Raw genomic sequence first — 12,370 nt, 5'->3', positions numbered from 1 at the left:
ACCGACTATCCGGCCTTTGGCTTTACGCAGTGTACAGCAGGGTAACTTGCCGGTTACTTCAGGCTGCATAGAGGGTTCAGGTTCAGCGTGAGCAGCAGGTGCCGTAATATTTACTGACGCCGGACTTACTTCAAGGAAGAGGATATGAAATCAGATTGGGAAGATGCACCCGACTACATACGCTACAAGAAGAAGGAGTCCCCCTGGCAGATGGTCGCGATCCTGGGCGTTGGTTCAGTCATCACGTTGGGGCTGATCGCGCTGTTGGCTAAGCCTATGGTGATCGACCTTAACCAGCTTAAGCAGGGCATCCGTATTGGCGGTCAGCCGATCTTCAGCCAGCAGAGAGCCCAAACGTATAGCGCGCCTTTGCACACCATTAAAGAGGTGCCGGCACCTTTCGAACCTGCGCCACAAGTGGCGGGAACGCCGCTTAGCCAAGCGGATATTGAGTGGTCTAAAAAACAAGCTGAGTTTGCTGTAGAGCGGATGCAGAACGCTTTCAACGATAACAACTACACGCCCAAAGGTGCTACCAACATTGTGCCTGCGACGCCGGTGACGAGAGAGCCCGTGGCGAGGCAACAAAAGCGGCATGAAATCGTAGTAGTAGGTAAAGAACAAATACGGCTTCGGGACTACTGCCCATACCCCAGAGGGAGTATCGAGCACCGAAACTGCAAGATGCGGGCGGATCTGGATAGCAGGAATCGTTAAGCAGCGAGTTCAGCATTTAACGGGGCGGTATATGCGCGCGACATGGGATATTTTCTGCAGCGTTGTCGATAACTATGGGGACATAGGCGTGACCTGGCGTCTGGCCAGACAGTTGGTGGCCGAGCATGGCTTGGCGGTGCGGCTGTGGGTGGATGACCCGGCTGCCTTTGTGCACCTGTGTCCACAAGCGGATAGCCGACTGTTGAGGCAGGAGCAGCAGGGCGTTGAGGTGTGTGCCTGGGCCGCTGATTGGCATGCCGTTGAGCCGGCGGATGTGGTGATTGAGGCCTTTGCCTGTGAGCTACCGGCGGTTTATATCGCGGCGATGGCCGGGCGTGAGCAGAAAGTCCTCTGGCTTAACCTGGAGTACCTCAGCGCCGAGGATTGGGTCGAGGGTTGCCATGGCTTACCGTCGATGCAATCCAACGGGTTGTCGAAGTTTTTCTTCTTTCCTGGGTTTACGTCGGGCAGCGGTGGTTTGCTGCGTGAGCGGGGGCTGTTAACGCAGCGGCGAGCATTTCAGGCTGATGAAGGTGCGCGTGAGGACTTCCTGCGCCGCCTGGGTGTTGAGCCGGTGGCCGGGGCACTGCTGATTTCGTTGTTTGCCTATGAGAATGCAGCCTTGGGTCGGTGGCTGCAGGTATTGGCGGCTGGGCCGCAGCGCGTTCAACTGTTAGTGCCTGAAGGACGCATTTTGAGCAGCTTGCAAGATTGGCTGGGCGGCCCGGCATTGCAGGTCGGTGATACTCGCCAGCGTGGCCAGTTGCATATCCAGGTGCTGCCGTTTATCCCGCAGGACCAATACGATCGGTTGCTGTGGAGTTGCGATTTCAATGCGGTGCGTGGCGAGGACTCTTTCATTCGTGCGCAATGGGCCGGGCGGCCGTTGCTTTGGCATATCTATGAGCAGGCGGATCATGCACATCTAGAAAAGCTCGATGCGTTTCTGGCGTTCTATAAGGAAGGCTTATCTGCCGATGCGCAGGTAGCGTTGGTTGCGTTATGGCATGCCTGGAATAGCAACGGGCCGATAGGCGAATGCTGGACGCAGCTGCTGAAAAGCTGGCCAGAGCAGACCACACATGCCGAGGACTGGTGTCTAGAGCGGGCCTCGCAGGCCGATCTTGCTGAGGCGCTGGTGCAGTTTTACCTAAATTGGCTATGATACGCGGCCAAGAATTCTGTAATTCCATCCAAACCCGGATATTCGTATGAAAACCGCACAAGAAATGAAGCCCAACAGTGTGGCCCTGATCGACGGCCAGCCTTGGCTGATCCAGAAGGCCGAATTCACCAAGTCCGGTCGTAACAGCGCCATCGTTAAAATGAAGCTGAAGAACCTGCTGAGCGGTTCCTCGACTGAAACTGTGTACAAAGCCGACGACAAGCTTGAGCCGGTTATTCTGGACCGCGTAGATGTGACCTACTCCTACTACAGCGAGCCGAACTATGTCTTTATGGACAACGAGTTCAACCAGTACGAGCTGAACAAAGACGACCTGGAAAGCGTAATGCCGTACATCGTTGATGGCATGACCGACGTCTGCGAAGCCGTCTTCTTCGAAGGCAAAGTGGTTTCGGTCGATCTGCCGACCACCATCGTTCGCCAGATCACCTACACCGAAGGTTCCGCTCGCGGCGATACTTCCGGCAAGGTGATGAAGCCAGCCAAGCTGAGCAACGGTACTGAAGTTAAGGTTGCTGATTTCTGCAACATTGACGACTGGATCGAGATTGACACCCGTACCGGCGAGTACAAATCCCGCGCTAAAGCTCCGGTCTAAGACTGGCTTTAACGGCGAGAAGAAAAGCCCGACCTGGTGTCGGGCTTTTTTATGGCCAGCCATCCATGGCGGCCCCCCTTGGGTCGTCGCTGCGCGACGCTAAAAATGATTCCCGATCATTTTTTCTGCCTGCTGTTTTTGTGCTCAGCTGCGTTGTAGGCCGCTCTGCAGCGCCAGGTCCCAGGGCGCTATTGGGCCAAAGCGAGCTTTGAGAAACTCCAATAACAAGCGGCTGCGCGAGTCGGTTTCGCGCTCCAAGCGCAGGGCGTAGATGCCGCTGGGTTCGGGCGCGGGCAAGCCGTTCTCGCAGAACAGGGGGAGCAATTCACCGCGAACCAGATAGTCGCTAATCAGCCAGGTGGGTAGGTGGGCGATACCCAGGCCGGCGAGGGCGCTGAATAGCAAGGCTTCGGCGTTATTTGCGGTCATGCGCAGGCGCTTGGGGCGGCACAATTGCAACTTACCGTTCTGCTCGAAACGCCATGCATAGGGCGGGGCGAGGCTGTCCCAGTCGAGGCCGTCATGCTCCAGCAGTTCTGCAGGTGTGCGCGGTACGCCGCGCTGTGCCAGGTACGCGGGGCTGGCGCAAACGATTCGCACCATCGGTGATAGCGCGGTAGCAACTAGGCGCGTATCGGCCAGCGGGCCGATGCGCAGCACCAGATCGACTTCGCCCAAATGCGTGCCGTGCAGATCGACGAAGCTGTCGATCAAACGCAGTTGTACATCCAGCCCCGGATAGGCAATGAGAAACTCGGCAATCGCCGGCGCGAGATGTCGGCGACCGAACGGTGCGGGTGCATCGATGCGGATCAACCCTTCCGGGGCGCTGCTCAGTGATACCGCTTCGGCGCGGGCCAGGTGCAACTCAGCAAGAATGCGCTTGGCTCGCTCGGCAAACGCCAGGCCGGCGGAGGTGGCGCGCACGGCATGGGTGCTGCGGCTAAACAGCTGGCTGCCCAGTGAGCGCTCCAGCGTATCAATGCGCCGTGCCACGGCAGAGGGCGTGAGTGGATGGCGACGAGCGGCGGCGGAAAAGCTGCCCGTTTCCAGCACATCGAGAAACAGGCTGAGCTGGTCGGTTAGGTAGTCAGGGTTCATGCGTTGCTTCTGCTGTGCGTTTGAGGCATAGCCATTTTGCTTCGCTATGCGTTTCGCGGCCAGTGGCGAAATACTAAGGTGTGCAACATCTTTGTGGAGCGTGCCGATGACCGTGCTCGATTTTGTCTTGAACCTGCTGCTCGGACTCGCCCTTGGCACCTTGGGTGGTTTGTTTGGGATTGGTGGTGGGCTGATCGCCATTCCTGCGCTGGGCGTGTTGTTTGGCCTGGATCAACAGTTGGCTCAGGGTACGGCGCTGGTGATGGTGGTGCCCAATGTATTACTGGCGTTGTGGCGCTATCACCAACGCAATCGAATCGCATGGCGGCATGCATGCGCGTTGGCGGCCACGAGTCTGGTTTTTGCTGTGCTGGGTGCGGGGTGGGCGGTCACTTTGGAGGCGGAGCGCATGCGCCTAGGCTTTGTGATTTTCTTGGTGTTACTGGCGGCGTACAACTTCTCGCGCCTCTACAGTAAGCCCGTCATGTTGTCGGTGGGGCTGCGCTACCCCTGGCCCTGGCTGACGCTGCTGGGCAGTGGTGCAGGTTTGCTGGGTGGGTTGTTCGGCGTCGGCGGCGCGGTGCTGGCGACGCCCGTTTTAACCACGGTTTTTGGCACCAGCCAAGTGGTGGCGCAGGGGTTGTCCCTGGCACTGGCGGCGCCGAGCACAGCGGTGACCCTGGTCACCTATGCGGCCCATGACCATGTTGATTGGCTCCTGGGGGCCCCCTTAGCATTGGGCGGTTTGTTGAGCATCAGCTGGGGTGTGCGTTTGGCGCATGCGTTGCCCGAGCGCTTGCTGCGTGCGCTGTTCACGGTCTTTCTACTGCTCTGTGCCGTGTCGCTGGGGCTTAAGCTTTAAAGCCTTCGGCGATCTGCTCGGCCAAGGTTTCGGTAACATGGGTTTGCGTGTTGCTGTTACGCAGCAGCACGATGCTGGCCGAGGGCAGGGCTGGCATGCCTTGCGCTTCGCCAATGACCTGCAAGTCCGGAGTAATAAGACTTTGCAGCTGGGCGGTAATGGCCAGGCCGGCGCTGACTGCGGCCATGATGGCCGACAGGCTCGGGCTGGTGTAGGCGATACGGAAGTTACGGCCCATCGCATCCAAGCCATTGCTGGCCCAAGAGCGGCAAAAACACTGTGAGTTGAACATCGCCAGGGGCAGGGTTTCCAGTTCATGCAGGTTGCTGTTGCGGGCCTGGGCCCACACTAGGTGCTCCTGACGCAGCAATTGACCGATCTCAGTACCAGGCTCGCGGGTGACGATCGTCAGGTCGAGATCCTGGCGTTGCAGCAGCTGGAATGACGGTTCGCAATGCAGCTCTACCTGCACCAACGGATAGGACTGAGCGAAGCGCACCAGAATGCCCTGCATAAAGCGCATCACATAATCATCTGGCGTGCCGATGCGCACGGTGCCGACCATGTGTGGCTCGCGCATGCTGTTCATCACTTCGGCATGTAATTTCAATATACGTCGGGCGTAGCTCAGTAGCAGTTGGCCTTCGGCGGTAAGACTGAACTGGCGACCATCGCGAATAAATAGCGCGCGCTGCATCACGTCTTCTTCCAGGCGTTTCATCTGCATGCTGACGGCCGACTGGGTGCGGTTAACCATCTCCGCGGCGCGGGTAAAGCCGCCCTGATCAGCAATTGCAACAAAGGTGCGCAGCAGTTCACTGTCGATACTCGGATAATTGGCCATTCATCAATCTCTGAGATGTATTGCATAAGAAACATTCGTTGGATTGATCATAAGCCCAGCGCGAGACTGTCGCCAACCCCACAAGGAGGGCGACGAGATGAAAGGTCAAAAAGGTTGTGCGTTAGTTGGAACTGGGCGCTTGCTGGGTCGGCGGCCGCTTGAAGTGTTGCGTGCAGTCGGGCGCCAGCTCTATCGTTGGTGGCAGTTGTCAGAGCAGCGCCGACGTTTATCCATGCTCGATGAGGCGGCGTTGAAGGATCTCGGCCTGAGCCGTGGCGATGTACTGCAGGAAAGCGAGCGGCCCTTCTGGGATGATCCGCTTTCGCGTTGAACCGCTGAGTTGCAGCCCTACGTTGTACGGCTGCACGGCGTTGGGACTGTGCGCTAAGGGCAATGGTTAATCAGGAAACTACTTAAAAAGGAGCGTGTCGATGTCTGCCTACCAACTTGCGCAGTTGAATATTGCAACGATGAAGGAGCCGCTGGAGTCGCCGAGCATGGCCGATTTCGTCGCCAATCTGGAGCGCATTAACGCGCTTGCTGAAGCATCGCCAGGCTATATCTGGCGATTGCAGGACGAGGCGGGCGACGCCACGGCGCTGCGCCCGTTTGGTGATGAGGTGCTGGTGAATCTGTCGGTGTGGCGCGATGTACAGGCGCTGAGCGATTACGTGTACAAGTCCGCGCATACCGAGATGCTCAAGCGCCGCCAGGAGTGGTTCAGCAAGGTCAGTGCGGCGCATATGGTGTTGTGGTGGGTGCCGGCGGGGCATCGTCCGTCAGTGGTCGAAGCGGCCGAGCGTTTGGCCCTGCTGCGCGACCAAGGTGCGAGCGAAGACGCGTTCAGTTTCCGTCAGGTATTTGCGGCGCCCAATGCGCCTGTGGCTCAGCCTGTCGAATAACCGCAACTCATATCTTTTGCGTGCTGCTTTAGCCGTGAGCGAGGCTGGCGGATCACCGGAGCGGCAAGCGCGCTGTGCATCCGCTACAATGCGCGCCGAATTTGTCATGCCCGAGAGCCCGCCCATGTCCGCTTGCCAGACCCCGATCATCGTTGCCCTGGATTTCCCGACCCGTGATGCCGCGCTGGCATTGGCTGATCAGCTCGATCCTGCGCTGTGCCGGGTCAAGGTCGGCAAAGAGCTGTTCACCCGCTGCGGGCCGGAGATCGTCAACGTGCTGGCCGGTAAGGGCTTCGAGGTGTTCCTCGACCTGAAGTTCCACGACATCCCCAACACCACGGCTATGGCCGTCAAAGCGGCGGCCGAGATGGGCGTGTGGATGGTCAATGTGCACTGCTCGGGCGGCCTGCGCATGATGGCGGCTTGCCGCGAAACCCTGGATAAGCTCGCCGGCGCCAAGCCACTGCTGATTGGCGTGACTGTGCTGACCAGCATGGAACGTGAAGATTTGGCGGGTGTTGGCCTTGATGTTGAGCCGCAGGCCCAGGTGCTGCGTCTTGCCGGGCTGGCCGCGCAAGTCGGATTGGATGGCTTGGTGTGCTCGGCCCAAGAAGCGCAGGCGCTAAAGGCCGCTCATCCGGCGTTGCAGTTGGTGACCCCCGGGATTCGTCCGGCCGGCAGCGCTCAGGATGATCAGCGGCGTATTCTGACCCCGCGTCAGGCATTGGATGTGGGCTCGGATTATCTAGTGATTGGCCGCCCAATCAGCCAAGCCGCCGACCCGGCGCAGGCCTTGGCCGCTGTTGTCGCCGAGCTGGCCTGAGGCATTGCCGTGTGGCAGAAGCTTTAATGCGCCTGCCGCGCTGAAGTCACTTTCAAGCTCTACTCACTATCGCGTTTCGACTAACCAGGTTCTCTCTATGCATCCCGCCGCCGAAGATTCGCCACTGGGTAAATCCAGCGAATATATCGCTACCTATACGCCCGCATTGTTGTTCCCCATTCCGCGTGCGGCGAAATGGGCCGAGCTGGGGCTGAGCGCTGAAACGCTGCCGTATCAGGGCGTGGATTTCTGGAATTGCTTCGAGCTGTCCTGGTTGCTGCCGTCGGGCAAACCGGTGGTGGCCATGGGCGAGTTCGCGATTCCCGCCGACTCGCCGAATATCATCGAGTCGAAATCATTCAAGCTCTACCTCAACTCATTGAACCAGTCGGTGTTCAACACGGCTGACGAACTGGTGGTCGTGCTGGTGAAGGACCTCTCGGCAGCGGCGGGCAAGCCAGTGGGCGTGCGTGTGCGCAGCCTAGCCGAGGTAACGGCTGACGGTGTGACCGCTGCGCCCGGTACCTGCATTGATGAGCTGGACGTGAGCATCAGCAACTATGCGCAGCCGCAGCCTGAGTTGCTGCGTTGTGACTCCGCGCGAGTGGTTGAGGAAAGCCTGCATAGCCATCTGCTCAAGTCCAACTGCCCGGTCACCGGTCAGCCGGATTGGGGCACGCTGGTGGTGCAATACCGTGGCCTAGCGCTGGATCACGCCAGCTTGCTGGCCTACCTGGTGAGCTTTCGCCAGCATGCGGATTTTCACGAGCAATGCGTTGAGCGGATCTTTCTCGACCTGCAACGCTTGCTTAAGCCCGAGCATTTGACGGTGTATGCGCGTTACGTGCGCCGCGGTGGGTTGGATATCAATCCCTATCGCAGTACTGGGCCTATCAGCCCGGATAATCAGCGCTTGGCGCGCCAGTAACGAAAAACCCCAGCCGTTGAGCTGGGGTTTTCTTGGCGTCGCTCTCGGCAGTTTTGCCTCGACCCGCATGAGCTTGCGATGTACGCCCCGCGCTTACTGATAGCGCTTAAATGCCCATGTTAGCTAAGCTCTGCACGATGTTGCGCAGGGTGCCCGCAATGGTCGGATGGCTAGCTTCGAAGCGCTCTACCGCCAGGTTGACCCCGTCGATCAGCGTCGCATCGGGAGCCGCGGCGGCCTGGCGGGCCAGTTGCAGTTCAATTTCCTGGGTCAGCACAAACAGCTCGGCGCTTTCTTCTTCGGTCAGTGGCGGTTGCTGCGCCAGTTGGTCGCGGAGGTCTTGCAGTTGTTGCTGGAGGCGGCTTGCAGGCATGGAGTTCTCCCTTAAATGATCGACAGGTTGACTGACCTTGCGCAGAGGCGAAAGGTTCTGCATACGTTTAGGGTAATCCAAGCACGCAGGCTTTGCTTGCTTTGGATCAAGCGTCGGCCCTGGCTTGGCGCTGGATCAGGGTCTCTCGCCCTTGTGCCGACGCAGGCTGAGGTCTGCTAGGCAGGTGGGCAGATCGCTGAGTTGATCAATCACCGAGTGCACACCGAGTCGGTACAGGCTTAGGGTGGCCTGGCTGCGCAATCGATCACGTTCAGTCATGGTCAGGCTCTGCCAGTCCGCCAGCGCCAGTCCGCACAGCGGGCCGCTGATGGCCAGTCCTATGGTCCAGATGCCGGCATTAAGCGCCGCCTGTAACAAGCGTGGTTCGCCACTGACCAGTACGCAGCCTTCGAGCTGATTCACCTGCAGTTCCATCAGGCTAAGCCAAATTGCGTCCGGCGCTGGCCACGGGCGGCAACCGCGGCTGGGTGTGCCGCGCAGCCAGCCCGGTAACACGCTGGCCAGGCAAGTGCTGGCATTGAGTGGCAGTTCATCCAGCCAGGCGCAGGGCACGCCTTGCTGTTGCAAGTGCTCCAGCAAGGGTAAGGCTGCGTGCGCGGCTTGCGCATGCGCGCGCGCGGTCTCGCAAAGTGCTTGTTGGTAAGCCAGGTATTCATCGGGCAGGGCTTCGCGCCCCAATACTTGTTCAAGACTCTGGGGATTATGTGCATTGGGATAGAGGCGTTGCAGGGCCAGCGCAATGGTGCGTGCGCCAAAGTCAGCCAGGCAGCCGGATAGACTAAATAATAGGGCGTTGAACGCGGGCGAGGTGGTAGGCGTTTGCATGGGCCTTCCTTGAAATGATCTAGTCCAGGCTATTCCTCGCAGGTTACAGGCAGATGAATAGATTATTTTCGTGCAGTGTCGCTGCCAGTCAGCACGGTGTAAGGCCTTACCAGGTCGGTTTTTCAGGTGCTTGTTCGTCCGCTATGCTGCCCATTTAGCCAGCTGTCGCCTTATACTGCGCCACCTGATTTGGCCGCCTGCGGCAGCCTGAGCATTTTCAAGGAGTGACTGTGATGCGTATGACCGGTGCGAGCTGGATTAAACGATTGAGCCTATTGGTTGCCTGTACCGGCGTGCTATCGCTGCCTGTACTGGCGCAAGCCAACGAAGAAGACCCTTGGCAGGGCTACAACCGTTTTATGTTCCGCATCAACGATAACGTTGATATGTATACCCTCAAGCCTCTGGCCAAAGGCTATCAGGCTGTAACGCCGCAGTTTCTCGAAGACGGTGTGCATAACGTCTTCCGCAACATCGGTGATGTTGGCAACCTGGCCAACAACCTGCTGCAAGCCAAATTTCATGATGCCGGGGTTGATAGCAGCCGTTTGATCTTTAATACCACCTTCGGTCTGCTGGGCTTCTTTGATGTCGGCACCGCCATGGGCCTGCAGCGCAGTGATGAGGACTTCGGGCAGACCATGGGCGCGTGGGGGCTCAACAGTGGCCCATACGTAGTGCTGCCACTTTTGGGCCCCAGCACCGTGCGTGATGCCTTCGGTAAGGTGCCAGACAGCATGCTTGTCGCGCCTGCGTTTATCGATCATGTGCCGACACGCAACGTGGTGCGTGGAGTTCAGTTGGTCGACCTACGCGCCAGCTTGCTCTCGGCAGAGCGCCTGATTAGCGGCGATAAGTACATCTTTGTCCGCAATGCCTACCTGCAGAATCGCGAATTCAAAGTAAGTGATGGTGAGGTTGAGGACGATTTCTGATTCGTCTGTGCATAATAAAAAGGCGGCCATCTGAATGGCCGCCTTTTTATTAACTGAGTACCTGTCAGTTCATGGAGATAATCGCCAGGCCCAGCGCCTGACGGCCGTCGTCCATGGGGCTGACGCGAACCACCTCAGCTTGTGCGTCAAGTCCGCGCAGTTCGTTGTGATCGGACGCGATGTGAATGCGTACCTTGTCACCCATCTTCACAGCGCTTTCGGCCTCTAACTGCATGCCGGTGCTGGATAGGTCGAGGCACAGTGCGGGAATCTCTTTGCCGTCATGGTGCAAGGTGACCGGGGCCTCAAGGCGCATACGGATGTAATCGCGTTTTTCGCTGTAGTCTCGATCATTTTGGCTCATGGGCATTTTCCTCATGTTGTCAGGGCTATCCTACCGTTCTTATAACCTTGGCTGATTTGAGGTGTAAAGGCGTGTTTCGACGGCCGGCGTGCGCTTGAATCACTTAGCGGATGGGAGTACCGTCTGCGCCTTGAAGCAAGCTGAGTTCGCGCGTCCAGGCAGTTGCCCTGACGTATAAGCCAACCCATACCCGGCGCAGTTTGCCTGGATACCTCATGCACAAAACCAGTGCCACGCTGCTGATAATCGACGACGACGACGTAGTGCGTGCAAGCCTCGCCGCCTACTTGGAAGACAGTGGTTTTCATGTGCTCCAGGCCGCCAATGGCTTGCAAGGGCTGGAAGTCTTTCATGCCGAGTCGCCGGATCTGGTGATCTGTGATCTGCGCATGCCGCAAGTCGACGGCCTTGAGCTGATCCGTCGTATCAACGCCCTGCATGTGGAAACCCCGGTGATCGTGGTGTCCGGTGCGGGTGTCATGAGTGATGCCGTTGAGGCTTTGCGCCTGGGTGCCGCCGACTACCTGATCAAACCATTGGCGGATCTCGCGGTACTTGAGCATTCAGTTCACCGGGCGCTTGATCGCGCTAATTTGCGCTTGGAAAACCAGCGCTACCGTAACGAGCTGGAAACCGCCAACCGCGAGCTGCAAGCCAGCTTGCACCTGTTGCAAGAAGACCAAAACGCCGGTCGCCAAGTACAAATGAACATGCTGCCCATGACGCCCTGGCAGGCTGACGGCCTGAACTTCGCGCACCAGATAATTCCTTCGTTGTATCTCTCTGGCGACTTTGTCGACTATTTTCGCGTCGACGACAGCCGTATCGCTTTTTATCTAGCGGATGTCTCCGGTCATGGCGCCTCTTCAGCTTTTATCACCGTGCTGCTGAAGTTTATGACCACCCGTTTGCTTTACGAGTCGCGCCGCGCTGGCAGCTTGCCGGACGTCAAACCGTCCGAAGTGCTCGGCCATATCAATCGCGGCCTGATCGACTGTAAGTTGGGCAAGCACGTGACCATGCTCGGCGGTGTGATTGATCATGTCAGCAATCGTCTGACCTACAGCATTGGTGGGCATTTGCCGCTGCCTGTGTTGTACAGCGAGGGCCAAGCGCATTATCTGGAAGGCCGTGGCTTACCGGTCGGGTTGTTTGTGGAGGCCGAGTACAACGATTTGGAGCTGGAGCTGCCTGATGCCTTCAGTTTGACGTTGCTCTCCGATGGCATCCTTGATCTGCTGCCGGGCGATACCTTGAAAGACAAAGAAGCGCTGTTGCCGCAATTAATCAGCACGGCAGGCGGCACTCTAGATGGCTTGCGCAAGGCTTTTGGGCTGGCCAATCTAGGGGATATGCCGGATGATATTGCCTTGCTGGTGTTAAGCAGGAACCTTGCATGAGCCTTGGGATAAGCCCCGGTAGAATTCAGTTTGCTGAGCAAGATGGCACCTTCATCTTGAAGTTCGTCGGTGAAGTGCGCCTGACCCTCTGCTCGGCTCTGGATTCGACCATTGAGAAGATTTTCACCGCGCTGAATTTCTCAGCCATCGTGATTGATCTAACCGAAACCCGCAGTATTGATAGCACTACGCTTGGACTATTGGCCAAGCTGTCGATTTTATCGCGGCAGAAGGTCGGCCTATTGCCGACTGTGGTGACCACCCACGCCGACATTACCCGGCTGCTGCAATCCATGGGCTTCGATCAGGTATTCAATATCGTCGACACGCCGTTGCCATGCCCAGATTGTCTGGATGACTTGCCATCGCAGGATCAGTCCGAAGAGCTGGTGCGCGCCAAGGTGCTCGAAGCGCACCGTATTCTGATGGGCTTGAATGAGTCCAACCGCGAAGCCTTCCACGACCTGGTCAGCGCCCTCGAGCATCACTGA

At 58.2% G+C, this 12,370-nt stretch carries 16 protein-coding genes; 11 read left to right on the top strand and 5 right to left on the bottom strand.

Annotation, left to right across the window (positions count from 1 at the left end; translation table 11 throughout):
- The first annotated feature begins 144 nt into the window (after positions 1-144).
- Genes BMZ32_RS12670 through efp form a run of 3 tightly spaced genes read left to right on the top strand, consistent with a single transcriptional unit; the run spans position 145 to position 2,501 of the window.
- Positions 145-717, top strand: a complete 573-nt coding sequence (locus BMZ32_RS12670) for a hypothetical protein (RefSeq protein ID WP_090242516.1) — start codon at positions 145-147, stop codon at positions 715-717.
- Between the two features lie 31 nt (positions 718-748).
- The gene (gene earP, locus BMZ32_RS12665) at positions 749-1,882 is read left to right on the top strand and encodes an elongation factor P maturation arginine rhamnosyltransferase EarP (protein ID WP_090242515.1); all 1,134 of its coding nucleotides are present in this window, start codon (positions 749-751) and stop codon (positions 1,880-1,882) included.
- 46 nt (positions 1,883-1,928) lie between these two features.
- Positions 1,929-2,501, top strand: a complete 573-nt coding sequence (gene efp, locus BMZ32_RS12660) for an elongation factor P (protein ID WP_090242510.1) — start codon at positions 1,929-1,931, stop codon at positions 2,499-2,501.
- 144 nt (positions 2,502-2,645) lie between these two features.
- On the opposite strand, the gene BMZ32_RS12655 is transcribed toward efp, so the two are convergent.
- Entirely contained in the window at positions 2,646-3,602 is a 957-nt protein-coding gene (locus tag BMZ32_RS12655) for a LysR family transcriptional regulator (RefSeq protein ID WP_090242508.1), read from the bottom strand.
- Between the two features lie 106 nt (positions 3,603-3,708).
- Between BMZ32_RS12655 and BMZ32_RS12650 the strand changes: the two genes are divergently transcribed.
- Complete coding sequence (locus BMZ32_RS12650; RefSeq protein WP_090242507.1) at positions 3,709-4,464, top strand: sulfite exporter TauE/SafE family protein; 756 nt, start codon at positions 3,709-3,711, stop codon at positions 4,462-4,464.
- On the opposite strand, the gene BMZ32_RS12645 is transcribed toward BMZ32_RS12650, so the two are convergent.
- Positions 4,454-5,308, bottom strand: coding sequence for a LysR substrate-binding domain-containing protein (locus BMZ32_RS12645; RefSeq protein ID WP_090242506.1), 855 nt, complete (start codon positions 5,306-5,308; stop codon positions 4,454-4,456). The two genes, BMZ32_RS12650 and BMZ32_RS12645, sit on opposite strands and share 11 nt — an antisense overlap.
- Before the next feature lie 97 nt (positions 5,309-5,405).
- Between BMZ32_RS12645 and BMZ32_RS12640 the strand changes: the two genes are divergently transcribed.
- The 4 genes from BMZ32_RS12640 (at position 5,406) to queF (ending at position 7,961) form a co-directional block, all read left to right on the top strand.
- Positions 5,406-5,639 (top strand): DUF1127 domain-containing protein, encoded by a 234-nt coding sequence (locus tag BMZ32_RS12640; RefSeq protein ID WP_090242505.1) that lies wholly within the window; start codon positions 5,406-5,408, stop codon positions 5,637-5,639.
- Between the two features lie 100 nt (positions 5,640-5,739).
- Positions 5,740-6,210 (top strand): DUF3291 domain-containing protein, encoded by a 471-nt coding sequence (locus BMZ32_RS12635; protein ID WP_090242504.1) that lies wholly within the window; start codon positions 5,740-5,742, stop codon positions 6,208-6,210.
- Between the two features lie 124 nt (positions 6,211-6,334).
- Entirely contained in the window at positions 6,335-7,033 is a 699-nt protein-coding gene (gene pyrF, locus BMZ32_RS12630) for an orotidine-5'-phosphate decarboxylase (protein WP_167376756.1), read from the top strand.
- Between the two features lie 97 nt (positions 7,034-7,130).
- Positions 7,131-7,961, top strand: coding sequence for an NADPH-dependent 7-cyano-7-deazaguanine reductase QueF (queF, locus tag BMZ32_RS12625; RefSeq protein ID WP_090242502.1), 831 nt, complete (start codon positions 7,131-7,133; stop codon positions 7,959-7,961).
- A gap of 106 nt (positions 7,962-8,067) precedes the next feature.
- Here queF and BMZ32_RS12620 read toward each other — a convergent pair whose 3' ends face one another.
- Positions 8,068-8,334 carry a DUF4404 family protein gene (locus BMZ32_RS12620; RefSeq protein ID WP_090242501.1) on the bottom strand — a complete coding sequence of 89 codons (267 nt, stop codon included), beginning with the start codon at positions 8,332-8,334 and terminating at the stop codon, positions 8,068-8,070.
- Positions 8,335-8,469: 135 nt separating this feature from the next.
- Positions 8,470-9,180: an HAD superfamily inactivated hydrolase PcrP gene (pcrP, locus tag BMZ32_RS12615; protein WP_090242499.1), complete on the bottom strand. Its 711-nt coding sequence runs from the start codon at positions 9,178-9,180 to the stop codon at positions 8,470-8,472.
- Between the two features lie 233 nt (positions 9,181-9,413).
- On the opposite strand from pcrP, the gene BMZ32_RS12610 reads away from it, so the two are divergent.
- Positions 9,414-10,115 carry an MlaA family lipoprotein gene (locus BMZ32_RS12610; RefSeq protein WP_090242497.1) on the top strand — a complete coding sequence of 234 codons (702 nt, stop codon included), beginning with the start codon at positions 9,414-9,416 and terminating at the stop codon, positions 10,113-10,115.
- 64 nt (positions 10,116-10,179) lie between these two features.
- On the opposite strand, the gene BMZ32_RS12605 is transcribed toward BMZ32_RS12610, so the two are convergent.
- On the bottom strand, positions 10,180-10,479 hold the full coding sequence (locus BMZ32_RS12605) for a PilZ domain-containing protein (RefSeq protein WP_090242496.1): 300 nt from the start codon (positions 10,477-10,479) through the stop codon (positions 10,180-10,182).
- Between the two features lie 215 nt (positions 10,480-10,694).
- On the opposite strand from BMZ32_RS12605, the gene rssB reads away from it, so the two are divergent.
- Both rssB and rssC read left to right on the top strand, forming a co-directional pair.
- Entirely contained in the window at positions 10,695-11,879 is a 1,185-nt protein-coding gene (gene rssB / locus BMZ32_RS12600; RefSeq protein WP_090242495.1) for a two-component system response regulator RssB, read from the top strand.
- Positions 11,880-11,887: 8 nt separating this feature from the next.
- On the top strand, positions 11,888-12,370 hold the full coding sequence (rssC, locus tag BMZ32_RS12595; protein ID WP_090243060.1) for an anti-sigma factor antagonist RssC: 483 nt from the start codon (positions 11,888-11,890) through the stop codon (positions 12,368-12,370).

Source organism: Pseudomonas guineae (genome assembly GCF_900113745.1).
In the GTDB taxonomy this organism is placed as follows: domain Bacteria; phylum Pseudomonadota; class Gammaproteobacteria; order Pseudomonadales; family Pseudomonadaceae; genus Aquipseudomonas; species Aquipseudomonas guineae.
Note: the sequence above shows the minus strand (reverse complement) of the source record. Positions and strands in the feature narration are given on the sequence as shown.